At 68.4% G+C, this 25,011-nt stretch carries 20 protein-coding genes; 14 read left to right on the top strand and 6 right to left on the bottom strand.

Annotated features, from left to right (window positions below; genetic code table 11):
* Positions 1-8 precede the first annotated feature (8 nt).
* The 4 genes from HMPREF0043_RS11065 to HMPREF0043_RS05415 all read left to right on the top strand — a co-directional run bounded on the left by HMPREF0043_RS11065 (position 9) and on the right by HMPREF0043_RS05415 (position 3,905).
* On the top strand, positions 9-896 hold the full coding sequence (locus tag HMPREF0043_RS11065) for an SDR family oxidoreductase (RefSeq protein WP_021601922.1): 888 nt from the start codon (positions 9-11) through the stop codon (positions 894-896).
* A gap of 86 nt (positions 897-982) precedes the next feature.
* Positions 983-1,885 carry a hypothetical protein gene (locus tag HMPREF0043_RS05425; protein WP_021601921.1) on the top strand — a complete coding sequence of 301 codons (903 nt, stop codon included), beginning with the start codon at positions 983-985 and terminating at the stop codon, positions 1,883-1,885.
* Between the two features lie 173 nt (positions 1,886-2,058).
* On the top strand, positions 2,059-2,697 hold the full coding sequence (locus HMPREF0043_RS05420) for an ABC transporter ATP-binding protein (protein WP_021601920.1): 639 nt from the start codon (positions 2,059-2,061) through the stop codon (positions 2,695-2,697).
* Between the two features lie 641 nt (positions 2,698-3,338).
* A complete protein-coding gene (locus HMPREF0043_RS05415) occupies positions 3,339-3,905 on the top strand; it encodes a hypothetical protein (protein ID WP_021601917.1) in 567 nt (188 codons plus the stop codon).
* Positions 3,906-3,912: 7 nt separating this feature from the next.
* On the opposite strand, the gene HMPREF0043_RS05410 is transcribed toward HMPREF0043_RS05415, so the two are convergent.
* The 3 genes from HMPREF0043_RS05410 to HMPREF0043_RS05405 all read right to left on the bottom strand — a co-directional run bounded on the left by HMPREF0043_RS05410 (position 3,913) and on the right by HMPREF0043_RS05405 (position 6,720).
* Positions 3,913-5,118 (bottom strand): XRE family transcriptional regulator, encoded by a 1,206-nt coding sequence (locus HMPREF0043_RS05410; protein ID WP_084432242.1) that lies wholly within the window; start codon positions 5,116-5,118, stop codon positions 3,913-3,915.
* Positions 5,054-5,731 (bottom strand): hypothetical protein, encoded by a 678-nt coding sequence (locus tag HMPREF0043_RS11060; RefSeq protein ID WP_021601915.1) that lies wholly within the window; start codon positions 5,729-5,731, stop codon positions 5,054-5,056. The genes HMPREF0043_RS05410 and HMPREF0043_RS11060 overlap by 65 nt, the downstream gene beginning before the upstream one ends.
* A gap of 161 nt (positions 5,732-5,892) precedes the next feature.
* Entirely contained in the window at positions 5,893-6,720 is an 828-nt protein-coding gene (locus HMPREF0043_RS05405; protein ID WP_021601914.1) for a TetR/AcrR family transcriptional regulator, read from the bottom strand.
* 199 nt (positions 6,721-6,919) lie between these two features.
* On the opposite strand from HMPREF0043_RS05405, the gene HMPREF0043_RS05400 reads away from it, so the two are divergent.
* From HMPREF0043_RS05400 to gdhA, 7 genes are all read left to right on the top strand, one after another.
* Complete coding sequence (locus HMPREF0043_RS05400) at positions 6,920-7,540, top strand: TetR/AcrR family transcriptional regulator (protein ID WP_021601913.1); 621 nt, start codon at positions 6,920-6,922, stop codon at positions 7,538-7,540.
* Positions 7,537-8,922 (top strand): MFS transporter, encoded by a 1,386-nt coding sequence (locus HMPREF0043_RS05395; protein WP_021601912.1) that lies wholly within the window; start codon positions 7,537-7,539, stop codon positions 8,920-8,922. Before HMPREF0043_RS05400 ends, HMPREF0043_RS05395 begins: the two co-directional genes overlap by 4 nt.
* Positions 8,916-11,270: an FtsX-like permease family protein gene (locus tag HMPREF0043_RS05390; protein WP_040317925.1), complete on the top strand. Its 2,355-nt coding sequence runs from the start codon at positions 8,916-8,918 to the stop codon at positions 11,268-11,270. The genes HMPREF0043_RS05395 and HMPREF0043_RS05390 overlap by 7 nt, the downstream gene beginning before the upstream one ends.
* Positions 11,271-11,404: 134 nt before the next feature.
* Entirely contained in the window at positions 11,405-12,163 is a 759-nt protein-coding gene (locus HMPREF0043_RS05385) for an ABC transporter ATP-binding protein (RefSeq protein WP_021601910.1), read from the top strand.
* A 219-nt stretch (positions 12,164-12,382) separates the two neighbouring features.
* Positions 12,383-13,327 (top strand): ABC transporter ATP-binding protein, encoded by a 945-nt coding sequence (locus HMPREF0043_RS05380; RefSeq protein ID WP_040317924.1) that lies wholly within the window; start codon positions 12,383-12,385, stop codon positions 13,325-13,327.
* A complete protein-coding gene (locus HMPREF0043_RS05375; protein WP_021601908.1) occupies positions 13,324-14,271 on the top strand; it encodes an ABC transporter permease in 948 nt (315 codons plus the stop codon). Before HMPREF0043_RS05380 ends, HMPREF0043_RS05375 begins: the two co-directional genes overlap by 4 nt.
* 249 nt (positions 14,272-14,520) lie before the next feature.
* Positions 14,521-15,858 (top strand): NADP-specific glutamate dehydrogenase, encoded by a 1,338-nt coding sequence (gene gdhA / locus HMPREF0043_RS05370; RefSeq protein WP_021601907.1) that lies wholly within the window; start codon positions 14,521-14,523, stop codon positions 15,856-15,858.
* 255 nt (positions 15,859-16,113) lie between these two features.
* On the opposite strand, the gene HMPREF0043_RS05365 is transcribed toward gdhA, so the two are convergent.
* The 3 genes from HMPREF0043_RS05365 to HMPREF0043_RS05355 form a co-directional block, all read right to left on the bottom strand.
* Positions 16,114-17,226, bottom strand: a complete 1,113-nt coding sequence (locus HMPREF0043_RS05365) for a winged helix DNA-binding domain-containing protein (protein WP_021601905.1) — start codon at positions 17,224-17,226, stop codon at positions 16,114-16,116.
* A 290-nt stretch (positions 17,227-17,516) separates the two neighbouring features.
* Entirely contained in the window at positions 17,517-19,742 is a 2,226-nt protein-coding gene (locus HMPREF0043_RS05360; RefSeq protein WP_021601903.1) for a PTS fructose transporter subunit IIABC, read from the bottom strand.
* A 105-nt stretch (positions 19,743-19,847) separates the two neighbouring features.
* Positions 19,848-20,828: a 1-phosphofructokinase family hexose kinase gene (locus HMPREF0043_RS05355; RefSeq protein WP_021601902.1), complete on the bottom strand. Its 981-nt coding sequence runs from the start codon at positions 20,826-20,828 to the stop codon at positions 19,848-19,850.
* Between the two features lie 467 nt (positions 20,829-21,295).
* On the opposite strand from HMPREF0043_RS05355, the gene HMPREF0043_RS05350 reads away from it, so the two are divergent.
* The 3 genes from HMPREF0043_RS05350 (at position 21,296) to purF (ending at position 24,953) form a co-directional block, all read left to right on the top strand.
* Positions 21,296-21,676, top strand: coding sequence for a sterol carrier family protein (locus tag HMPREF0043_RS05350; RefSeq protein ID WP_021601901.1), 381 nt, complete (start codon positions 21,296-21,298; stop codon positions 21,674-21,676).
* A gap of 78 nt (positions 21,677-21,754) precedes the next feature.
* On the top strand, positions 21,755-23,347 hold the full coding sequence (locus HMPREF0043_RS05345; RefSeq protein ID WP_051317457.1) for an RNB domain-containing ribonuclease: 1,593 nt from the start codon (positions 21,755-21,757) through the stop codon (positions 23,345-23,347).
* An 85-nt stretch (positions 23,348-23,432) separates the two neighbouring features.
* Positions 23,433-24,953, top strand: coding sequence for an amidophosphoribosyltransferase (purF, locus tag HMPREF0043_RS05340; RefSeq protein WP_021601899.1), 1,521 nt, complete (start codon positions 23,433-23,435; stop codon positions 24,951-24,953).
* Positions 24,954-25,011 lie beyond the last annotated feature (58 nt).

The raw sequence follows: 25,011 nt of genomic DNA, 5'->3' as shown, positions 1-25,011 counted from the left end.
CGGCGGACATGGCCCTCTTCCGTCCGGCGAAGGCACCGGTCCGCGGCGCCGTCGTCCTCGTGACGGGCGCCGGCTCGGGAATCGGCGAGCTCATGGCCGTCGGCGCTGCCCAACGGGGGGCGAAGGCCGTGTGCGTGTGGGACGTCGACGCAGCCGCCGCCTCGCGCGTAGCCCACGAGATCGAAAGACGCGGCGGCGCCGCCCGGGCCTGGCGGGTGGACGTGGCCGACGGGCACTGCGTGGACGCCGCCGCTGCCTCGGTCCTCGCGGCCTTCGGGCGAGTCGACATCCTCGTCAACAACGCGGGGATCGTCACCGGGAAGCGCTTCGCGGAGATGACCGAGGACGACGTCGAACGCACCTTCCAGGTGAACGTCTTCTCGCTCTACCGCACCGTGCGCCGCTTCCTGCCCGGAATGGTTGAGAGGGACCGGGGCTCGATCGTCACGATCGCCTCGGCCGCCGGGCTCGTGGGAGTGGCGCGCCAGGCGGACTACTCCGCCTCGAAGTTCGCGGCCGTCGGCTTCACCGAGTCGCTGCGCAGCGAGCTGCGGCATTCCGGCTCGCACGTCCATACGCTGGTGGTGGCGCCCTACTACATCGACACCGGCATGTTCGACGGCGTGCGGACCAGGGTGCCGCTGCTCCTGCCGATCCTCAAACCCGCGAAGGTCGCCGACGCGGTGCTCGACTCCGTCGAACGCGGCGATCAACGGCGGGTGCTGCCGCGCTTCGCCAACGCCGTCCTCACCCTCAAAGCGCTCCCGGTCCCCCTGCTCGACGCCGTCACCGAAGCCTTCGGCGTCTCCTCGACGATGGACGGGTTCACCGGCCGCCGGCGCGGCGGAAGGACGGCCGGCGGCGAGGAGACGCGCCGCAGCGAGAAGGCGAGCTGAAGCGGGGAAGTGCGCAGCTAGAAGCGACCTGCGAGCCCGCCTACCGGCAGGAATACCTGAGGCGGCTGGGGCAGTTCGCCGACGCGGTGCAGGGCGAGGGGCTCGCGGCGCTGTCGACCACGGTGAGCGCGGTCGAGGTTCCACCCGAGCGAATCGCCCCCTTCGACCGCATCGTCATGACCGACGAGAAGTTCCTGTCGATCATGGGCATAGGCGTGAACAGGCCCGGACCGCACGGAGCGCTCACGCCCGTGCCGGCCGCGGCCATTCCGGCGGCGGCTCGGAACTACCTGTTCGGGGATCACGACAGCTTCCGAATGTGGCCCAATTCGAACCGCCCCCAGAAAGTCGCCTACTACACGTACACGGGAGGCGAGCGCCTGCCGACGATCGGCACCACGCTGTCCGACGCCGACCCGGCGAAGGTCAGCCATCCGCTCATAGTCTTGGTGGACCGGCCCCTGAGCTCCTTCAATCCGAGCGCCGTCGACACGTTCATCACCAACGGGCACCTGATCTTCACCGACGCCGAGCGCTTGCGCCGGCTCGTCCACGCGTATGGGCTGGACTCGGCGGTCACCTCGGTCGACAGCGCGGTGGGAACTCTGCTGGACTCCGCGCAGACATACGCCCAGCAGGCCTGGATGGCCGCATTGGCGACGATCCTCGCGGGATTGTCCGTCGCAGTGGCCGCGGTCCAAGCCGCCCACACCTGGGCGGGCCGCAACCAGCGGCGCATTTTCGCCCGTCGCAGCGCCGGGCACTCGTATCGGAGGGTCGCGGCCGGCCCGCTCCTGGGGGAGGCGGCCTTCATCGCCGTCGCGGGAACGCTGGCGGCGGCCTTCGCCGTCGCCAGGTTCAAACTGCCGTTCGGCTGGGCCCTTGCCGTGAGCTGCGCGGTCGCCCCCGTCTACGCTGCGGGCGCGGTTCTGGCCTACCGCTCGGCGGCCAGGCGGGCCTTCTGCCGCGCGCTGCGCAGAAAGGCGTAGACCAATGCGTCCCTCACTTCCCCATACGCCCCGACGAAGGCGGGCAGGACCTGCCCTATGGCCAAGCCCGCGCCTCACTTCCCCGTACGCCCCGACAAAGGCCGCCCGCCACGCCGGCGCCGGCGGCGAACGCCGCTGACTTCTCCGTACGTTCCGACAAAGGAGCAACTGACATGAGCATCGAAGCATCCGATCTCGGCGTGACGATCGCCGGCCGCAGGATCCTGGACGGCGTCACCCTGACGTGTCGACCCGGCCAGGTGATCGCTCTCGTCGGCCCGTCGGGCTGCGGCAAGACCACTCTGCTCAACTGCCTGGGTCTGCTTCAACGCCTCAGCGCCGGCACTGTTTTGGTGGACGGGCACGACGCGGCCTCGGATCGGGCGCGCCGGCGCTTCTGGCGCAGGGAAGCGGCTTTCATCTATCAGGACTACGGGCTGATCGAGGAGGAGACCCTGGCCTACAACGTCACGCTCAGAGCTCCTGGGCTCCTGCGCCGCCCGCGCCCCGACGCCCGCCTGGACGGGATCCTGGAGACTGTGGGCCTCGCCGGGCGACAGGCCGAGACGGCGTCCGTCTTGTCGGGCGGCGAGAAACAGCGGGCGGGAGTGGCCCGCGCTCTGTACAAGGAAGCCTCCTATGTCTTCGCCGACGAGCCCACGGCCTCCCTCGACCCGGACAACCGGCGCATCGTCACCGGCCTGCTGGAACGCGCGGCGAAAGCCGGGGCGTGCGTCGTCATCGCCACGCACGACGACGCCCTCGCCTCCCGCGCAGACGTCGTCCACTCCCTGGCGTCCGCGCGGGCGTGAAAGACCGGATCGTCGACGAACACCGCCCGCCGTGCGCCGAGTCCGGCTGCAGGCCGTTTCGAGCCGTGCGGGGAAACGCGCGACCGCCCGCTCTTCAGCATGCCGACGTGCGACGCCTCCCCGCATAGGGGAGCCGACGCCGTGGACGGCGGCCCGCACATGCTCGGCGGATCCCTCCATGGGGGAGCCGACGGCCGCTTGCGACGTCACGTTGAGGATGCGCCCGATTTCCCTCCACATGGGGAGCTGACCGCAGGAGATTGCCGATGATGCCGAGGCCTGCGCCGACGCTCCCGCATGGGGGAGCGTCGGCGAACGGGGCGCTGGGATACTTGCATCTCGCTTGGGAATGGACGATTCGGGGCGTCCTACCCTGTGGGGGACTTTTGGGAGTCGGAGTCATTGATTAAAGTGAGAGCGGAGGTTGGATATCTTGCGGAGAAGACGTTGAGGAAAGTGAAGACGTTTTGAAATAATTTAACTTAACGTGAAGAAAATCGAATAAAATTCGAGAAAGGGTATTCGTGGTGAAATCACGTTCAATTTGCGTTGTGTTGGCGATCATAGTTCTCGGATGGCTGTATTTCGTTCCACCATCATACGAACCGTTGGGGTATGACAAAGAACTCTCCTGCGCCCCTTTGGCATTCGACCATTCAGGCCACGGCAAGGGCGACAAGCCGGATTCCGACCTCGTCGAACGCCGGTATAGAAAGTATTACGGCTCCTCTGGCAGTTCCGACGTCGATCGCGACGACGACCTCAAGAAGGAAGCGGATTCGGTGGTCGAGGACTGGAAGGAGGGCTGCCGGCTGGTTCGCGAGGACAGGCAGGCCTTGCTGAACATGGCGTCGGTGCTGTTCGCCACGATTTTCCTCTCCCTGTCCATCTCCCAGCTGAAGGCGAAGCTGCCCGCGGAATCTTCGCGGGATGGCGCGGGCGCGGAGCCGCGGGATGGCGCGGATGGTGTGGCGTCCGCAGCGCCGCAGACCGCTGCGAAGCGAGCGGGGGCGGGGGCCGGAAGGTCGGGTTTCGTCAGCGCCGAGGCGGATCCCCGCGGCCTCGCGGACGTCGGTTCATCGCCGCGGACATCAAAGCCGGAGCCGTCGAAGACGCCGGTGAACGGCACCGACCCGTCGAAGGCCTCAGGCGAGAAGGGTGCGCCGGCGTCCGATCGCGGAGGGCAATCGCCGGACGGCGCACAGTAGGCGGGTCTCAGACGGGGCGCAGGCCTTCGGCGCGCGCCCCCGACCGTGCGGGTCGACGACCGGTGCGGTCGGGGGCGCTCTGCCGCACGCGATCCACGAGGCGTTGCCCGGGTCCGTCGGGAACCGCATGGAGTTCGGCGTCGAGCATTGCCGCCCGGACGTCCTCGACCGGGATCCGAAGCTCCAGGGCGATGCGCTTCCCCGTGACGACGCCGAGTTTCGACGAGGCGAGGATTTGCGGAAACACTCGCGATCGCTCGTAGGAGACCATGCCGTCCGGTTCGCCGCCCCGAAACCCTCGCTGCGACAGGGCCGTGCACGTCGTCCGGTAGATCCAGTCGGTCATGCGCCCGAGCTTGTGGACCGTATAGGTCAGAGCCATGGCCGATACGGCGAAAGCGCGCTTGACTCGCAGAATCTCATCGATCGTGGGATTGGGCGGCAGATACTCGACGACGCTCTCCGCAGGCATGAGGAATTCCGAAGCGAATGCGTCCGCCTCCCGCTCTTCTTCGGCACGGGAACCGGGGCCGCGATGTCGGTGCAGCACGAGGTGTCCGATCTCATGGGCGAGGTCGAATCGCGCCCGTTCCGGCGTCTTGCTTCGTGCGAGGAAGACGTGGGGAAAACCCTCATACCACGTCGAATACGCATCGACTGACGCTGCGACTTCGGGTAGCCCGTTGACGCGGATGCCTCGGAATTCCGCCAACTGGATGAGATTCGGCAAGGGCCGGGAACCGAGCCCCCACAGACTGCGCAACATCGTCGCTGCGAACCGAGGGGTTTCGCCCTCCAACGTCGGAAGGTCGACCTTCGGGAGGGTGAAACGCTCGGCGATCCAACGATCCACCTCGATGCCTGAAGCTCCGGCGGCGACGGCCGCGTCTCGTTGACGACGGGTAGTAGCCCTGCCTGCGCGGAATCGGATGCTTTCGGTCTCGACGGTCGGCTCCGATGGCAGGGTGAAGTATCCCTCGGGGAAGCCGAGTGCATCCGCGAGCTCGGAAAGGGCATTCGGTGGAGCGCCCATCGTTTCGTATGCGCGTACCGTCCGATCAGTCAGTCCCAGCCGGCTGGCGAGTTTTGCCTGATTCCAGCCGCGACGCATGCGGGCGAGCTTGATGCGTCCAGGGTTGAGCCGATCGTCAAGCGATATAGAAGTCAATGTCTTCTCCGCCGATGTCTTCTGGGGTGTTTTCCAATGAAGCATCTTTGTAAGGCAAAGATTCGAGAAGAACGCGAACAAACCACCCAGTGAACTGCCCGTCTTCGACTCCAGAAGGAAACGATATCTCGCAGCGGATTTCTTCCTTATCGCGATAGTAAAGTAATACCCAATTTCCTATGCGAGGCCTTTCGTGCTCGACATTCTCTGCACGTTCAATTTCTCCAGTGATTGATTCTGGTAGCACAATTGATAATTGTTCTATTTTGTGGGCTCTTTCTGTGGCTGGCCCTTTACGTCGTGCTGCTTTGGGATTCGCTTCTGGCCGAGGGTCTCCTGTCTCAGCATTTCCACCGACGAAAGCGAGTGTGTATTCCTTCGAGGAAGATACCGCAATAGGTCGGTTTTGTGCGTCACTTCGCACCCAATTTTCTTTTTCGTCTAGCATTCGGCGTGCAACCTCAACTACAGCTATCCACCTCTTTGTTCCCGCGGCAGTCAATGGCGCGTATTTTGAAGTGTTACTAGCTTCAATTTCGCCAGTTTTAAGAGCATGATAGACCGCCTCAAGCGGGATGCCCATCGACGCCAAATACGTCTTCGCCTCGGCGGCTGGAATAATCTCGGGCTCTCTCCGGACCGGTGCGATTTCTGCCACTTGTGCCTCCATAGTTCGATGCCTTGTTCCTCAAATTCTCGCATAAAACCGGAAAACAAGTCGCGCGGCAACGTGCATGTTGTCGTCAGGCCCACACGTTGCCCGAAAAGGTGAATGAGACGAGGAGCTCACGGCGCCTGGGGATTCCGCGGCCCGCTCTATCAGGCTTTCCGCTCTATCAGGCTTTCCGCCATAGCTCGCACTTCCTCGGGGCCGATGATGGCGGCCGCGATGTTCGCCAGCGTGTGGACGGCCACCAGGCCGAAGGCGGCGCTGATGTCGTCGGGCGAAGGCTCTGGCCTGCCGTTGCCCTGCGCGACGATGCCGGCCGTCAGGTGGAGGGTTTCGCGCCACATCGTTCCCACTTCCTCGCGGGCTTCCTCGTGACGGACCGCGTAGGTCCACCATTCCAGGCCGATCAGGATGGATTCGAGTTCCTTATCCGAATACTCCGCCGGAGAGTCGCAGAGCAGCGGCGGCTCGGTTCCGGCTTTCCGGTGTTGGTCGAGCAGGTCCTTCTGGTTGCGGTGCAGTTCGCGGGCCATCTCCAGGAACAGGGCCTCCTTGGATGGGAAGTTCGCGTAGAGCGCACCCTTCGTGTATCCGGCTGCGGCGGCGATGTCGGCGACGGACGCCCCCTCATAGCCCTTCGCCGCGAAGATGTGATGGGCTGCCTCCAGGATGTCCTGGCGGGTGCGTTCGGCCTTGCCGCGGCCGCGGCGCCGACCGTTGCGGGCGTCTTCCGGCGCATCGGCGATCGACGACGCGACTGCGGCGAGCTCCTCGGAGGTCTTGCGGAGCGAGGACGACAGCGCCTTTTTCCCCGTCTCCTGCGCCTTCTTCGCCGTCTCTTGAGTTCTTCTCCCCGCTTCCCGCTTGACGGCGCGCGAGAGCTGCCCCAGCGCCTCTGTGAGGGCGCGGGTCGCCGATGCCAGGCTCTCCCCGCCGTCCTCGGCTTCTCGGGGGGCGTCCTTCCCGTCGCTGCTCATGTGCTCACAGTACCGCAGCCTCCGGCCGGCGAGGGGCGAGAATGCCGGCCGGGCGGCGAGCCTGCGAGCGGATCGACGCAGCGGGTTGACAGGGCGGACCGGGAACGGCCTAATATTGAACCGACGGTCGGTCGGTAAGTGTAGGGCGACTGAGTGCCGGACGACCGGGAATGCAGATCCAGCCGGAAGGGAGAAGCGGATGCCACGCACGAGCAAACCCGCCGAGCGGCGCAAGGACGAGATCCTCGACGCGGCCCAGCACCTGTTCACAACCAAGGGATTCCAGGCGACGACGGTGGAGGACGTCCTCGCGGCCGTCGGCATCGCCAAAGGGACCCTGTACTACCATTTCGCGGGCAAGGACGAAGTTCTCCGGGGCCTCATCCTGCGCACGGTCAACCGGATGGCCGACCAGGCGAAGGCCATCGCCGAAGGCGACGGCCCGGCAGTGGAGAAGTTCTTCGCGGTCCTCGCCGCCACGCGAGTCGACGGGCAGGACGCCGAGCTGGTCGGCGAGTTCCACGCCCCCGGCAACGCGGAATTCCATCTCATGTCCATCGTCGAGACGGTTCGGCGCCTCACGCCGATTCTCGCGGAGATCGTCGCCGAAGGCGTCGAGGAGGGGGCCTTCACCACCGACCAGCCGCGCGAGACGGTCGAAATCCTCCTCACGTCCGGCGGGCTGCTGCTCGACGAGGGCATCATCCCCGGCGACGCAGCCGACATGCAGCGGCGCACGCTCGGCGTAGTTCGAGCGGCGGAGAGGCTCCTGGGCTGCCCCGAGGGAACGCTGGGGTCGATCGCGGGGCGGTGGGCATGAAGCGGTTTTCGATTCTCTTCTGCGGCGCCCTCGTCAACTCGGTGGGAACGGGGCTGAGCGCTTTCGCCTTGGCGATCTTCATGTTCGACGCATACGGCACCGCGTCCTCCGTCGTGCTCGTGCAGCTGTCCGCCTTCGCCCCGATCGTGCTGCTCGCCCCGGTCGCCGGGGTCCTGGCCGACCGCTTCGATCGGCGAGTCATGATGGCGATCGGCGACGGCGGATCGATCGGAGGGCTCCTCATCGTCATGGCGGCCGTTTCGTCCGAGCGACCCGGCATCGGGCTCGTCTGCGGCGGGATCGCGGCCTCCTCCTGCTTCGCGGCCCTGACCGAGCCCGCACTGCGCGCCAGCGTCAGCGACCTCGTCGGCCCCGACGAGTACGTCCGCGCCTCCAGCATGCTTCAGATCGCCTCCTCCGCGAGGTACCTGCTCTCGCCGTTCCTGGCGGGGATGCTCCTGCCGGCCGTCGGGCTGCGGGCCATCCTCCTCCTGGACGCGAGCACGTGCGTGGTCACGGTCGCCTGCTCCGCGGCCGTCCACAAGGCCGTCGGGCATCAGCGCGGCCTGGCGGAGGAGAGCGGCTTCCTCGCCCAGCTGGCCGCGGGCTGGCGCGCAGTGGCCTCGCGTTCCGCGGTCCGCCGCCTCGTGGCCCTCATGACCTGCCTGACCTTCGCGATCGGATTCGTGCAGACCCTCGTCAAGCCGATCCTCCTCCCGCACGTGCCCACGTCGACGATGGGGACGGTGGAGACGGTCATGGCCGTCGGAATGCTGGCGGGGGCGGGCCTCGTCGGCCTCATGTCCGGCGCCCGTCCGACGACTCTGCTGTGCGCCGGGCTGCTGACCGCGGCCGTCTCCATGATCCTCCTGCCCCTGCGGCCCGCGGCGTGGTGGGCCGCCGCCACCGGATTCGCCTTCTTCGCCGCGCTGGCGCTGTGCAACGCAGGAGCCGAGGTGATCGTGCGCATGGCCATCCCGAACGAGCGCCAGGCGCGCGCGTGGGGGGCGATCGGCATGGTCTCCCAGTTCGGCTACATCGCCGCCTACATCGTCGCCGGCCCCCTGGCCGATCGCGTCTTCGAGCCGCTCCTGCGGCCCGGCGGCGGACTCGCGGCGACCGTCGGGAAAGCTCTCGGCACCGGGCCGGGCCGGGGGACCGCCCTGCTCGTGGCATGCGTCGGCGCACTGGCCTTCGTCCTGGCCTGCGTGACGATCTCCGGCAGGAGAGCGCTCGCATCGACCGCTCGTCCGGGCAGACCGCCGGCCCGGCCGGAGGCGGCGCCGACCACGGGCGCGGGAGCCTCGACCGCGGGGAGTGGAGCGAGGCGAATGCCGGAGAAGGCCGACGCGACGGACGGCAAGGAGGCCGCATCGTGCTGATACGCATGCTCCGCGCAGACCTGCGCCGCGGCGTCGCCCAGTCCGCAGCCCTGACGGTCCTCATCGCCTTGGCGGTGGCGCTGGCCGCCATGAGCACCACCCTCGGCATCCGCGCCGGCTCGGCCGTCAACGCGCTGTGGAAACGCGCCGTGCCCCCCGATGTCGCGCACATGCACACCGGGACGCCCGACGCGAACGCCCTGAGGGCGTGGGTCGACCGCCGGTCCGACGTCGCCGACTACCACCTCATGCGGACGCTGCCGGTACCCGTGCAGCAACTGACGATAGCCGGCAAGAGCCAGGCGGACTCCGTCCTCGAACCCGCATTCGTCACCGCGCCCAAGCGCTTCGACCTCCTGCTGGGCCAAGACGGGAAGCCCGCGAACCCCGGCCCCGGCGAGATCGCCCTCCCAGTTCACTACAAGGCGCAGGGCGCCGCCGCCGTCGGAGACACGGTGCGGGTCAGGAGCGGCTCGTGGGTTCGCGAGCTCAAGGTGGTCGACTTCGTCCGCGACCCGCAGATGAACCCCTCGATGGTCACATCCAAGCGCCTCGTCGTCCACCCCAGCGACTTCGCCGAATTCGACAAGCGGCTGAAGCCCGAGTACATCGTGGAATTCCGGCTCGCCGACGGCGTCGAGGCCTCGGCGTTCGTCAAGGCCTTCGAGTCCAGCGGGCTGTCGAGCCAAGGGATCACCGTCGACACGTCGATATTCAAGCTGATGAACGGCCTGACGACCGTCCCCGTGGCCGCTGTGGCCCTGCTCGTGGCGATCCTACTGGCCGTCGTCGCCGCGCTCGTCCTGCGCTACGCCTTCCTGGCGGCGATGGAGGAGGATCTGGCGCAGATCAGCGTCCTCAAAGCGATAGGGGCGCCGCCCCGGGGCGTCAAACGGCTCTACCTCGCCAAATACTCCGCTTTGACGGCCGGAGGGGCCCTCGTCGGCTACCTCCTGTCCATCCCCATGGCGGCGCAATTGAGCGACGCCGTCCTCCTCTACCTCGGCAAGTCCAGCGCCGGCGCGTGGCCGATTCTGTGCTCCATCGCGGCCGCCGTGGCGCTCGCGGCCTCGATGGTCGGCTTCTGCTGGATCCTGCTCAGGCGCATCGACAGGCTTTCGGCCGTCCAGGCCTTGCGCACCGGCGTCAGCGGGAGAGTCCGCCGGCGGCGCCACCGCCTGTCGCTGGCGTCGAGCAGACGGCTTCCCGTCGACGTCTGGTTGGGGCTGAGAGAGGCGTTTCGGCCCGCGAACGCCCTTCTCCTGGCCGTCCTGACGGTGTGCACGATCGTGCTCATCCTCCCCGCCAACGTCGTCACGACGATGGGCGACCCCGGATTCGCCTCCTACATGGGCATAGGCCGGGCCGACCTGCGCATCGACGTGCCGGCGGGTTCGGCCGACTTGGACACGGCCTACTCCAAGGTCGCGGCGGAGGCAGGCGTCGGCCGCGCCGTGCAGATGACCGACCATCGCTACGACATGAGGAAACCGGGAGGCGCATGGGGCTCCGCCCTGGTGGAGAGCGGCGATCAGAGCGCCTTTTCGGGGAGGTACCTGCGCGGCCGCGCTCCCGCGACTGCGAAGGAGATCGCGCTGTCGAGCAACCAGGCCGACGAAGCGAAGGTCGGACTCGGCGACGTCGTCGACGTGCGACTGCCCGCCTCTCCCGGCGGGCCTGGGCGGCCCGCCGCGGCGGAGAGGACCGTGAGCCTGCGAGTGGTGGGCCTCTATCAGGACATCACCAACGGAGGGAAGACCGCCAAGACCACGGAGGCCGCCGTCGCCGGCGACGCCTCGACGCCGCTCAGGCGAGTCGTCTACGCCGACGTCGCCGGCGGAGCCGACGCGAAGGCGACTGCGCAGTCCCTCAGGCAGCGGCTTCCCGGGGCCTCCGTGGCCCAGGTCAGCGAGTACATCTCCCAGACGCTCGGCGCGACGCTGTCGCAGATGCGGTCGGTGGCGGTCTTCTCCGCGGCGGTGGCGATCGCCCTGGCCTTCCTCGTCGCCGCGCTCTTCGCCGTGCTGGTCGTGGCCCGGGAATCTTCGCAGATCGGCATCCAGCGGGGAATCGGCATGAGCACCCGGCGCCTGCGCGTCCAGTACCTCGTCCGCTTCTGCGCCGTGCTGCTGGCCGGAGTGGTTCTGGGCACGACGGTCGTCGAGACCCTCGGCGAGGCCGCCGTGGGCGGAGTGCTCGGATACATGGGTGCGCCGGACATAGCTTTCATGACGAACCCGTGGCTCGTCCGGCTCGTCCTGCCGGGGGCTCTGGCCCTGGCCGTGGTCGCCGCCGTGCTGCTGGCCATGCGCCGCGTACGCATGACGACGGTTCTGGACCGCGAATGAGCGCCGACGCACCGGGCCGAGACCCCGTCAACCTCGGAAATCGGGGCGCGGGAGAGGAACCGGCCGGCTCCGCGCCCCGTTCCGAACGCCGGCACGCCGGCGACAAGCATCGACAACTCAGCGAGGAGACAGCAATGTCAATACTGCAAGCCACAGCCGTGACCAAGGACTACTCCGGCCGGACCGGAGTCGGGAACCGGGTGTTGCGCGGCGTCGACCTGGCCGTGGAGGCCGGGCAGTTCGTCGCGGTCATGGGGCCTTCGGGCTCCGGCAAGACCACCCTTCTCAACATCCTCTCCGGCATGGACAGGCCCACCAGCGGAAGCGTGAGCGTATCCGGCCACGACATCTCGGCGATGACGGAGAAGGATCTCGCAGCCCTGCGTCTGCGGCGGCTCGGTTTCGTCTTCCAGAGCCCTCACCTCATGCGAACCCTCAGCCTGCTCGACAACGTCGTCCTACCCGGTTTCCTCGCCGGCGACGAACCCCGGGCCGAGATCGTCGCGCGGGGCCGGGCGCTCATGGACGACATGGGGATAGCGGACCTGGCGAAGAGCGACGTCACTCAGGTCTCGGGAGGCCAGCTCCAGCGAGCCGGCATATGCCGCGCGCTCATCAACGAACCGGAGATCCTGATCGGCGACGAACCCACGGGCGCCCTCAACTCGGCCGCCGCGGCCCAGATACTCGACATCCTCGACCGGGTCCGCTCCCGGGGGACGACGGTGGTCCTCGTGACCCACGACCCGGCGGTGGCCGTCCGGGCGGATCGCGTGGTGCTGCTCGTCGACGGTCGGGTCGTTGAGGACGTCACACTGGGGCGCTACGAGGCGGCCCGTTCCGCCGAGCGCACGGAGGCGGTCTCGGCGCTCCTGTCGCGCAGGGGGGTGTGAGGCGAGCCGGACCGGCGATCCCCTGCGGGCCGCCGCGACCGGAGCAAGGGTGGACTCCCGGCCGTTCTAGCGAGTCCGGCCGCTCCAGCTGTGCGCCCCGCAGCCGGACGGGGGCCTTCATCACACGCGAATTCGGGGGAAGGAGGCCGCGTCGATTTTGAATACTGTACCGTATGGTATGTACCATGCAGTATGAACGGAACGTTGAAAGGAGACGCGATGTCACAGACACTCCTCGTCGAGGACCTGCACAAACGCTTCGGATCGGGGCGGCGCCTCGTCTGGGCCAATGACGGGATCACCATGTCCGTGAACGCAGGGGAGGTGGTCGGACTCCTCGGCCACAACGGGGCGGGCAAGACCACCCTCGTCAACCAGATCGTCGGCCTGTACCGGCCGTACTCGGGCAGGATCGCGGTCGACGGCGTGGACGTCGTCGCCGACCCCGCTGCCGCGAGACGGCTCGTGAGCGTCCAGGCCCAGGAGAACGTGCCCATCACGGGCATCAGCCCGCGAAAGGCCGTCGAGCTCGTCGGCAGAATCCGCGGCGGCAGGCGCTCGGCGATGCGCCAGCGCGCGAAGGGTCTGATCGACGCGCTCGACATGGGGGAGTGGGCCGACAGGCCCGCCGAGAAGGTGTCGGGCGGGGTGGCCCGCCTGTCGGCCTTCGCGATGGCGGTCGCCCGTCCGGGAGCCCTGGTGGTCCTGGACGAGCCGACCAACGACGTCGACCCCGTGCGCAGACAGCTGCTGTGGGACGAGGTCCGCAGGGTCGCCGACGACGGCGCAGCCGTCCTGTTGGTCACCCACAACGTGCGCGAAGCCGAACGGGCCGTCGACAGCCTCGTGCTCCTCGATCACGGGAAGATCCTCACCAAGGGCACGACCGCCTCCGTCGTCTCCGAGTTCGGGGGAGGGTTCCGCCTGGACGTCGACGTCGCCCGAGGGGCCGTCCCCGCATTCCCCGACGGATGGGGCGTGCACAGACACGACGCCGCGCACTGGTCCGTCAGCGTGCCGGAGGGCGGCGGTGTGGAGGCGGCGGAGTGGGCCACCCACGCCCGCGCCGCCGGGCAGATTGTGCGCTACGAACTCGGGCCCGTCTCTCTCGAAGAGGTCTACGTGGCCCTGACCACCGAGGCGGACGAGACGAGGGCGGCATGAACGGCATGACAGGCGGAAAGAACACGAGCCACGCGAACGACGAGCGGAGAGGGACTGGCATGAATGCGACGATGGGAACGCCCGCGGCGGACGAGGCGCCGGCGGAAGACGCCACACCGGCCGGGGGTGCGCCGCAGGCCGGAGAGGAACCGCGCGGGACCGGGGCACTGGTCCGCGGTGCGGGCGGAGCGCGCGCGGCGCAGGCCTCCGTGGGGCCGCTCAGGCAGCTCGGCCTGATGGTGCAGTGGCAACTCCGCCGCCAGGCCATCGCGGCGCCCGTCTTCATCGCTCTACAGCTTCTCATGGCCGTCGCCGTCGTGTACGGGTACAGCTACATCATGGGCGACGTCGACCGCCAGGAGAGCCTGTACCTGGTGACGGCCGGGCCCTCCATCTCCGTTCTCGTTCTCGGATTCGCGCTGACCTCGCAGTTCGTTGCGGCCTCCCGCACCGAGGGGAGCTACGGGTGGATGCTCACCCTGCCCATCGGGCGGCTGATGTTCCTCCTGGGAGACCTCGTCGTGTGGGCGCTGCTCGCCCTGCCGGGCCTCGTCGTCGGCGCGATCGTGGGCGCACTCCGGTTCGACATCGGCCTGTCGCCCACGTGGTGGCTGGTTCCGGGCGCGCTGCTCGTCTCGCTCATCGCCGCCTCGGTGGGGTATGCGGCGGCTGTGCTGCTCGCGGCCCAGCTGTCCATGCTCGTCGGCCAGATCTGCGTCTTCATCGTCATGCTTTTCGCGCCGATCGCCTTCCCCGTCGAACGCCTGCCCCAGTGGGTGCAGAGCGCACACGAGTGGCTCCCCTTCGAGCCCATGGCGCAGGTGCTCCGAGCGGGTCTAGAGTCGGGCGACTTCACCGTTCCGGGCCGCTCCTGGGCGCTTCTCGGCGTATGGTGCGCCCTCACCCTCTCGGGCGTGTTGATGGCCCTGAGGCGTCGCCGGTGAGGACGGTTCGAATCGTCGCCGCGGACGGGGCGTAGACTGAGACGCCGGAACGGGGCCGGCTTTCCGTCCGGGCCGAGCGGACGCCCGGACGGAAAGCCGGCGCCTTTTAGAGTGTTTTGGTGAAAATCATACGCAAACGAGAGGGAGTTCGGCCTGTGTCACATTCCGGAAGTCCCTTCCCTTCGGGTGAAACATGCCCCACACTTATACTCGGTTTGTGTTCTCTTCTCGAAACAGTAAGGAGCTGATATGAACGCACAGGTGGACAAGGTCTACGAACAGGTCGTGGCCCGCAATCGCGGAGAGGTCGAGTTCCACCAAGCCGTTCGCGAGGTCCTCGACTCCCTCACGCCGGCCCTCGAGGGACATCCCGAGTACACGGAGAACGGACTTCTCGAGCGCCTGGTTGAGCCCGAGCGGCAGATCGTCTTCCGCGTGCCGTGGGTCGACGACGCCGGAAACGTCCAGGTCAACCGCGGCTTCCGCATCGAGTTCAACTCGGCGCTCGGCCCCTACAAGGGCGGCCTGCGCTTCCATCCGTCGGTCAACATCGGAATCATCAAGTTCCTCGGCTTCGAGCAGATCTTCAAGAACGCCCTGACCGGTCAGGGGATCGGCGGCGGCAAGGGCGGATCGGACTTCGATCCGCACGGCAAGTCCGACGCCGAGGTCATGCGGTTCTGCCAGTCCTTCATGACCGAGCTTTCCCGGCACATCGGCCCGAACACCGACGTCCCCGCCGGCGACATCGGCGTCGGCGGCCGCGAGATCGGCTACCTCTTCGGCCAGTACAAGCGGCTTCGCAACCGCTACGACGCCGGCGTCCTCACCGGCAAGGGCCTCGGATTCGGCGGCTCGCTCGCGCGCACCGAGGCCACCGGCTACGGGACGGTCCTTTTCGCCCAGTCGATGCTCGGCACGAAGGGCGACTCGCTCGAGGGCAAGACGGTCGCCGTCTCCGGCTCGGGCAACGTCGCGATCTACGCCGTCGAGAAGCTCCAGGCCCTCGGGGGCAAGGCCGTGACGATCTCGGATTCCTCGGGTTATGTGGTCGACGAGGCCGGCATCGACCTCGACCTGCTCAAGCAGGTCAAGGAAGTCGAGCGCGGACGCGTGGCCGACTACGCCGCGCGCCGCCCCGGCGCCCGCGTGGCCACCGGCGGCAGCGTGTGGCAGGTGCCGTGCGACGTCGCACTGCCGTGCGCAACTCAGAACGAGCTCGATGGCGACGCGGCGGCCACCCTCGTGAAGAACGGGTGCGGCGTCGTGGCCGAGGGCGCCAACATGCCCTCCACTCCCGAGGCCATCGAGGTCTTCCAGAAGGCTGGGATCCTCTACGCCCCGGGCAAGGCCGCGAACGCAGGAGGCGTGGCGACCTCCGCCCTGGAGATGGAGCAAAACGCTTCACGCACCCGGTGGGATTTCGAAACCGCCAATGCCAAGCTGACTGACATCATGGCCGACATCCACGACTCGTGCGTCGAGACCGCCGAGCGCTACGGCCAGCCGGGCAATTACGTGCTCGGTGCGAACGTCACGGGCTTCACCCGCGTGGCCGACGTCATGATCGCTCACGGGATCATCTGATTGTCTGATTCAATGTGCGGCTCTTCGCAATTGGGGGTGTAGTCGAGGCTGGCGCGTCGTTCCCGGTGTAGGGGTCGAGGTCTCCCAGGATGGAAGTTCTGACGCTGTCCATCCGGGAGGCCTTGACGTGCCTGACGTTACCTTCGCTTGCTTTGACCACGTTTTGTCGGCTTGATGGGCTTGTACCGGGCGGCAGAATCACCGGGGAAGCGCTTGTCCCAACTAGGCGGAATGGTGCGGTGACACTGCGGGGGCTCATCCCACCCGCGGTGTCACCTTCACCAAACCATGCACCGCTGCAAGCCGCGCAGCTGCATCCTCCAGCGCTTTGGACGACGGCGCCTGCTCGCCTGGAAACGGGGTGACGACAAGATCCCCGTCATCCATTTCCCAGACGCCGGTGATCCGCCCTCCCTGGGTCAGGACGGGAGCGATCCAACCCGCAGCCTTGCTCACCCGCGAGCGATGCTCATTCGCCAGCATGTGAGTGTCCTTAGTCCCAGGGCCAAGGACGAACTGGTCGAACGCTCCTAGGAGGCAGGTGGCGCGGCTGGGCTGGGTGGCCGCGAGCTCGTCCTCATGCTCGGCGAGCAGATATCGTGCCTCGCCCTCCACCCGCACTTCGACGACTTGCTCGCCAAGGCTGGCGAACCAGTCCTTGAGCGTTGACTTTTTGTTGCTGTTGCGCGAAAGCCATGCGTCAAAGGTCTCAGGGGTCGCTGGGCCGTAAGCGGAGAGGTATCGCTTGATGACCGCCGGTGCTGCCTCCGCGGGATCAGGCAGCCCGTTCCAGTTCTCTAGAAAGCCGGCAGGGTTGGTAAATGTCACCTTCGAAGAACGGCTCGGGCCGTAGCACAAGGCACCCTGCCATGCGAGCGGCTTAAGCAGAGCACCCCACCCGGAGCGCAGTTGTTCTTCCATCCCCTTGAACCGTTTGTCCTGAACCAGTTCGCTCACCAGCTCATCGCGAGACAGCGCCTGACCGTCGAGGAGGTCGGCGACAAATTCCGTCAGTTGATCGACCTCCTCTGGCGTAGCGCCGAAGTGCCGTGACCAGGCGGGCTTGGTCCACGTACGAGCGCCGGCCAGCAGCGACAGGTACTCCGCTGCGTCCGCAGACCGCATCGCGTGCAGCGTTCCGCGCATCGCCCAAGTCTTGACAAGCGAACGGTCGGCGTACGCGCGCTTGACGCCTTCAGGTCGCGGATTGCGTTGCCGTAAGGCGATAGCGGTCTCAGCGGCGGAAGCCACCTGCGCCTGCACACCGCAGAGCCGTCCGACGATCTCAACAGGGCCTGCGTCCGTCAACGGTTCCAGGCACTGCCTGTGCAGCCGCCATGCGAGCACCTGTTGGGAGGAAACTTCCATCGACGTCGTCCCCTCTCGTCGTTGCCGTCAGATTCTAAGCCTCTTCGGAGCCTTGACTCGGTACACCGGGCAGCACGTCACGCAACCAGTCGCTGCGTGCCCGCTGAGCTTTCCACTCCCGCGAGCATCCCATCAACGATCACCAGCACCCGACCAAGGGTTTGGAGCGTGTCGAACAAGCTCTCGGGCTCGGCCTGATCTTGCGGCAAGGCCTTGTCGAAGAGCCCAATTTGTTTGCGGGCGGCCGGGGGAAGCGGCCGCCCGCAAACTGTTGAAGCCGCCCGTCGGGTTCAGGCGGCTGCCTGAACCTTGCCGGGGCTCTTTTCCCTGTTCAGGCTCTTCAAGAGGATGACGAGGGCCGCCGTGACGGCCATGCCGGCCAGGATCGCCAGGGCGAATTTGGCGAATCCGTCGATCGCGAAAGCGACGAAGATACCGCCGTGCGGGGCGCGGGACCCCACGTGCAGCAGCATCGTCAACGCGCCGGTGACGGCGCCGCCGACCATGGTCGCCGGGATGATCCGCAACGGGGCGGCCGCGGCGAAGGGAATCGCCCCCTCGGAGATGAACGAGGCCCCCAGCAGCCAGGCGGCCCTGCCGTTCTCCTGCTCGCCGCTCGTGAAGAGGCGCGGGCGCACCGCCGTGGCCAGGGCGAGGGCCAGCGGAGGCACCATGCCCGCGGCCATGACCGCCGCCATGATCTCGTAGGATGCGGTGGACTCCGCCGCCAGGCCGGCAGTGGCGAAGAGATAGGCGGACTTGTTGATCGGGCCGCCCAGATCGAAGCACATCATGAGGCCCAGGATGATCCCCAGGAAGACGGAGCCGCCGCCCTCGCTCATCGACTTCAAGCCGTGGTCGAGGTTGTGCATGAGCGCTTCCAGGGGCCGGCCGAGCAGCATGTACATGATCGAGCCGACCAGCAGCGTCGTTACGAGCGGAATGACGACCACCGGCATGAGCCCGCGCAGCCAGCGCGCGGTGTGCAGCCTGGCGAACCAGGCGGCGACGTACCCGGCGAGTATTCCGCCGATGAGGCCGCCGATGAATCCCGAGTCGACGGCGACGGCCACCGCGCCCATGGCGAATCCGGGGGCGATACCCGGGCGTCCGGCCAGCCCGAAGGAGATGTAGCCGGCCAGGGCGGGCACCAGGAAGCCCATCGCGGCCGTGCCGATCATGTAGAAGACCGCTCCCAGATAGGCGAAGAAGGGAGAGCCGAACAGGGCGTGGGGCGCCCACATCGTGTTGGCCTTCCCGTTCACGGTCTCGGCGATGTCGGGCAGGTTCCACAGGGACGAATGGGAGACGATGTTCTTGGCCACCTCGACCTTGGCGCCGTTGTGCTCGAAGCCGCTTATGTCGTAGCCGCCGAAGAGATAGCCCAGGGCGATGAGCAGACCGCCCGCGGCGACGAAGGGGATCATGTAGGACACGCCCGTCATCACGGCCTGCTGGAGCCTGCGAGCCCAGTGGACGTTCTCCTCCTCGTCCGCCTCCTGCGCGTCGCCCGCGTCGGCCTGGACTCGCTTGGCGTGCGGGTCTCCGGCGGCGGCCAGGGCCTGGTCGACCAGCGTTCCGGCGTCGTCGACGGCGGCCTTGACGTCCACGTCGACCACGGGCTTGCCCGCGAAGCGTTCGATTCCCTTGACAGGAAGGGAATGGGCGAAGATCACGGCGCTGGCCCGTTTGACGAGCTCGGGGTCGAGAATGTCGATCTTCCCCGACCCCTGGCCTTCGACCGCGACGGTGATGCCGCGCTCGTGGCCCGCCCGCTCCAACGCCTCGGCTGCCATGAACGTGTGCGCGATACCGGTAGGGCAGGAGGTGACGCCCACGATCACCTTCTTGCCGGACGGAGCGGATCCCCCGCCCCCGGCGGGCTCCTCCCCGGCGGGCGTATGGGCCGGCGCCTCCGCCTCCGGCGCGGCGGCCTGCCGAGCCGAGGCCTCCTGCGAGGCCGACGCCTTCCCCTCTTCGGCTGGTGAGCCTGCAGCTGGCGAGCCTGCGACCTGCTCCGTCGCCGCCTCGAGCAGCTCGGGCTGGACTTGCCCGGTGACGATGCGGGTGACCTCCTCGGCGCTCGCGGCCGCGCGCAGCGCGTCGGTGAACGCGTCGTTCATCAGTCCGCGCGCCAGCTTGGCCAGGAGTTGAAGATGGACGTCGTCGGCGCCGTCGGGGGCCGCGATCATGAAGACTATGTCGGCCGCCTGATCGTCGTCCGCTCCGAAGTCCACCGGCTCGGCCAGTCGGGCGAAGCCGAGGCTCGCGGTGAGCACGTGGGAACTGCGGCAGTGCGGGATCGCGATGCCTCCGGGAATGCCGGTGGGGGCGGTCGCCTCGCGTGCGAGGGCGTCTCCGGCCAGGCCGTTGGCGTCGTCGGCTCGCCCGGAGTCTCCGATCTTGCGCGCGAGGAACTTGATGACGTCCCTCTTGTGGGGTCCCACCGCCGCGTCCAGGGCGACGAGTTCGGGAATGATGAGCGGCGTCTGCTCGCTGGGTGGTTGTTCGGTCACAGTGTTTCCTTTGCTACTTCCTTTTCTTGCTTACGGATTGAGGCGTATGCTCGGCGGTGTCCAGGCGGAGCGCAGCGGGATCTCGTCGATGTGCGATCGGCGCGTTCAGGCGAGCGGGGTGATCGCAGCGGCCTGCGCGGGCAGATCGCGCGGCGTGGGCAGAGTGGTGCCGGGCAGGTTCGCGGCGGCCGAACCGTACGCCATGGCGGTGCGCAGGCACTCGGCCTGCCCGCCGCCGTGGACGTCGGCCAGGATGTAGCCCGCGATGGAGGAATCCCCCGCGCCGACCGTGGAGACCACCGGAACCGAAGGAGCCGTGGCGTGCCAGGCGCCCTCGCCGGTGACCAGAACGCCCCCCGCGGGCCCCAGGGTCGCCAGGACGGTGCCGATCCCGAGCCCGACGAGGACCTGCGCGGCCTCGGCCACCGGGCCGAAGTCGCCGGCGACGGCGGCGTCCTCCAAGTCCGTCGCGCCCCGGCCGGCCAGCTGGGCGAGCTCCTCCCCGTTGGGCTTGACTAGGTCCGGTGCACAGTCCGGAAGCCCGGCCGCGAGGGCCACGAGCGGGGCGTCCGAGGTGTCGACGGCGATGCGCACGCCCAGCGGGCGCAGCAGGCCGACGAGGCGGACGTACCAGTCGACGGGGGCACCCGGCGGCAGCGACCCGGAGAGCACGGCCCAGCTGCGCCCGTCGGAGGCGAGTCGCAGCTCCTCGGACAGCGCGCCCTCTATGGCGGCGATCTCGGCCTCGCTCAGGCCGGCGCCGGACTCGTTGAGCTTCGTCGTCGTCCCGTCGGGCTCGGTGACGGCGGTGTTGACTCGGGCCGCCCCGTCTACGGGAACGGCCCGACAGGTCAGGCCCGCCAGGCCGAGGGACTCGATCGCCTTGAGAAGCGGGTCGCCCGGGGCGGCGGGCACCAGGGCGGTGGCCTGCTGGCCGGAGGCCGCCAGCACGCGGGCGACGTTGACGCCCTTCCCGCCGGGCTCCACCGTGACGGAGTCCAGACGGTTGACGGCCCCGCGCAGCAGCGGACCCGGCAGCGTGACGGTGCGATCGAGAGACGGGTTTGGGGTGAGGGTGACGATCATATAATCAGAACCTTTGTTCAACTTCGGAGAACATGTGTGGCAAGTGAGGCGGGCAAGCTGTAGCGCGTGCCGATGCCATCGGTGCCGATGATGGCGAGGCCAACGTTTTGGACGATGGCCTGCTGGCGTCCCTTGGCGTGCGTCGTCGCCTCCTCGCCGGGGCACGCTCACTCGTATGCCCGCTCGAATCGATGATGTCGACTTGAACGCTCGTCCGCCTGTCAGTTTACGCCTGTTCGCGTTGCCTTTGATGTCTTGAATACATGGCACTTGAGTGCCCGGGGCCGGCTCGACGGCCCGCGGGTCGGAACCTCGGGCGTGGCCGGGGCCGTGGTGGCCGCCGCCTAACCGACCGGACAGTCCCGGGCATGGCCGGCCTGCATGCGCCTTGGACGCCGCTCGCCTCTTGGGCGTCGAATCCCGCGGCCCGCAGCCCAGCCGCCTCGCGCGGGTATAGCCTGGGGAGCATGCCGGGAACGATCGAATCGCATCAGGCCATGCCGCTCCTGGCCAGGGCGGCGGCTGGAGAGACCCTGGAAGCGGACCAGGCCCGCACCGCCGCTCGCTTCGCCCTCCGGGAGCTCGCGCAGCGCCACCCCGGACGCAGCGTCGAAGTGCGCGTCCCCTTCGCCGGCGCCGTGCAGATCCTTCCCGGTCCGAGCCATCGCCGGGGGACTCCCCCCAACGTCGTCGAGATGGCGATCGGCGTCTTCGTCGACCTGTGTGTGGGGAGATCCACATGGGACGAGGCCGTGGCCGCGGGGGAGGTCAGCGCGTCGGGCGTGCGCGCGAGCCTTTCCGGACTGGTCCCCCTCTACGGCGACGCGATCCTGGCGAGATGGCGATGATCGGCGCCTGACCGGGGCGCGGCGGGAGAGGTCACCTACGGTGGCGTTTGGCGATATCAAGCCGATAGTCTGGGTGACGTGCCCAAGCGCCCGATGACGACGAACACAGCCGGCTCCGAGACGGTGAGCGCGGTTCTGCGTGCGCTTCGCGAGCGCCTGGAGATCGCGGAGGACTTCCCCGACGACGTCCTCGACGAGGCGGCGGCCAGCGCCGAGGCGGGCCTGGCCGACATGGCGCTGGCGGACCGCCGCGAATACCCCTTCGTGACGATCGACCCGCCCGATTCGATGGACCTCGACCAGGCCGTGCACATCGAGCGAGAGGGGGAGGGCTACCTCGTCCGCTACGCGATCTCGGCCGTCGGGCTCTTCATCCGGCCCGGGGGAGCGCTCGAGAGGGAGACGCATCGGCGCACCCAGACCGTCTACGGCCCGGACGGCTCCATTCCCCTGCACCCGCACGCGCTGTCCCACGGCGCGGCCTCGCTGCTCCCCAACGAGGACCGTCCCGCTTACCTGTGGTACCTCCACCTCAACCCCGACGGGGAACTCCGCCACAAGTGGGTCGAGCTGGCGCTCGTCCGCTCCGTCGCCAAGCTCAGCTACGAGCAGGTCCAGGACGCTGTGGATGGACGCACCGCCCTCGACTCCGGCGTCCCGGGGGACTTCCCCGAGCTCCTCCGGCGCGTGGGCTCACTGCGCGTCGAACGCGAGATCGCGCGCGGAGGCGTGTCCCTGGCGCTTCCCGAACAGGTCGTCGAAAAAGGCGATGGCGGCTACAGACTCGCTTTCCGGGCCCTGACGGACGTCGAGAAGTGGAACGCCCAGATCTCCTTGGTCACCGGCATGGCCGCCGCCGACATCATGAGCCGGGCCGCGGTCGGCGTCCTCCGCACGATGCCGCCCGCCATGCCGCGCGACGTCGACCGCCTGCGCTCCGTCGCCCGCGCCCTCCGCCTCGACTGGCCGGACGACGTGGACTACAGGGACTTCGTGCGCTCCGTCGGCGGGGACACCCCCGCCGGGGCCGCGTTCCTCACCGAGGCTGCCAGTCTGTTCCGCGGCGCCGGCTACCATACCCTCCCTCTGTTCGGATGGTCGCAGGAGCAAGGGCGCCACCGCGGCGTCCCTGCTCCCGAGCATGCCGCCTTGGCGTCGCGCTACGCCCACGTCACGGCGCCGCTTCGCAGGCTCGTCGATCGGTACGGGCTGGAGATCTGCCGCTGCGTCTGCGCGGGCGAGGGCATCCCGCAGTGGGTGTACGAGGGGCTGTACCGGCTTCCCACGCTCATGACGGCCGGAGCGCGCGTGGTCTGCCAGTACGAGAACGGAGCCCTGGACGCCGTCGAGGCCCTCGTCCTGGCCGGACGGGAGGGGGAGGAGTTCGAGGGCGTCGTCGTCGACGTGTTCCACCGGCGCCGGCGCGAAGGCCGGAAAAGTCGGCGCGACGGGAGGGGCGGGGCGGGAGAAGCCCCGGGAGGCTCGTCGGAGCAGACCGTGGTTCCGCTTCGCGGATCCGGCACCGTCATGCTCGGCGAGCCGGCCGTCCTGGCTCCCGTCGTGGGAGACGGCCTGGAGCGCGGCCGGGAGATCACGGCCGTCCTCCGGCGAGTCGACCTCTCCACGTCGACGGTCGAGTTCGAGCCCGTTCGCGTAGACCAGCCCGCCTGAGCGGCCGGTCCGGCCGGGCGCAGCCGCTGTCCGGATCGCGGACGGCGAATGCGCGCCGCGGCCCGTATTGTGAGACCATTGGCGGGTGAAGGCTGGCGGGCGGCTGACAGGCGATCTCTTCCCCGGGGAGAAGCCGCAGGACGAATGCGGCGTGTTCGGCGTATTCGCGCCGGGCCAGCCGATCGCCCAGCTCGCCTACTACGGGCTTTACGCGCTCCAGCATCGCGGCCAGGAGTCCGCCGGAATCGCCGTCTCCAACGGGAGCGCGATCCTCGTTTACAAGGATATGGGCCTGGTCTCCCAGGTGTTCGACGACAAATCCCTGTCGATCCTCGACGGCCACCTGGGGGTGGGGCACGTACGCTACGCGACCACGGGACGGTCGGCCTGGGAGAACGCCCAGCCCACGCTCGGCCCCACTCGGTTCCCCGCGCCGGGGGATGGCCGGCCCGCCTCCGGCGCCGTGGGGGGCCGCGACGGCGCCGGCACCGTCGCCATCGCCCACAACGGAAACCTCACCAACACGACCGAGCTCATGGCCGAGATCCTCGCCTCCTCGGGGAACGACCTGCGCGGGGAGCTCGGCCGCGGCTCGTCGACCGACACTGCCGTCATGACGGCGCTCTTGGGCGCCGTGGACGCCCCCAGTCTCCAAGACGCCGCCCTCTCGTTCCTGCCGCGCTTGAAAGGGGCGTTCTCTCTGGCCTTCATGGACGAGACGACGCTCTACGCCGCCCGCGACCGCCACGGCTTCCGCCCTCTCGTCCTCGGCCGATTGGAGGGGGGATGGGCCGTCGCCTCGGAGACGGCGGCCCTGGACATCGTCGGTGCGGACTTCGTGCGCGAAGTCGCCCCCGGCGAGCTCCTGGTCGTCGACGCCGGCGGCGTGCGCTCCTTGAGATGGGCCGAGCCCAGCCCCTCGGGATGCGTCTTCGAGTACGTCTACCTCGCCCGGCCCGACACGGCGATCCGCGGGCGCTCGGTCAACTCGGCCCGCCTGGAGATGGGGCGCATCCTCGCCGCGGAGCATCCGGTGGACGCCGACCTGGTCATCGCGACCCCCGACTCGGGCACTCCCGCGGCCATCGGCTACGCCCAAGCCTCGGGCATACCCTACGGGCAGGGACTGGTCAAGAACGCCTACGTCGGGCGCACTTTCATCCAGCCGACCCAGCTGTCGCGCCAGCGCGGGATCCGCCTCAAGCTCAACCCGATGCGCGAGGTAGTCGACGGCAAGCGGCTCGTCGTCGTCGACGATTCGATCGTCCGGGGGAACACGCAGCGCGCACTGATCGCTATGCTGCGCGAGGCGGGGGCGGCCGAAGTCCACGTCCGCATCTCCTCGCCGCCTGTGACGTGGCCGTGTTTCTTCGGCATCGACTTCCCGACCCGGGGCGAGCTCGTCGCCAACGGCATGGACGTCGAGGAGATCCGCCGTGCCATCGGAGCCGACTCCCTCGGCTACATTTCCTTGGACGGGATGGTGCGCGCCACCGCCCAGCCCCGTTCGACCCTGTGCACCGCCTGCTTCACGGGTGACTATCCCATGGACGTCGCGGGCGCGGCGGCCGCCGCGGGGTCAGACTTGTTCACGGAGGACGCATGACAGACGACGAAGCCACCCGAAGCGCCGGCGCGCCCGACGCCGCGACGGCCGCCCACCG

The sequence above is a fragment of the Actinobaculum sp. oral taxon 183 str. F0552 genome (genome assembly GCF_000466165.1).
GTDB lineage: Bacteria > Actinomycetota > Actinomycetes > Actinomycetales > Actinomycetaceae > Peptidiphaga.
The sequence above is the reverse complement of the archived record's forward strand: the minus strand, read 5'-3'. Positions and strand labels throughout refer to the sequence as shown.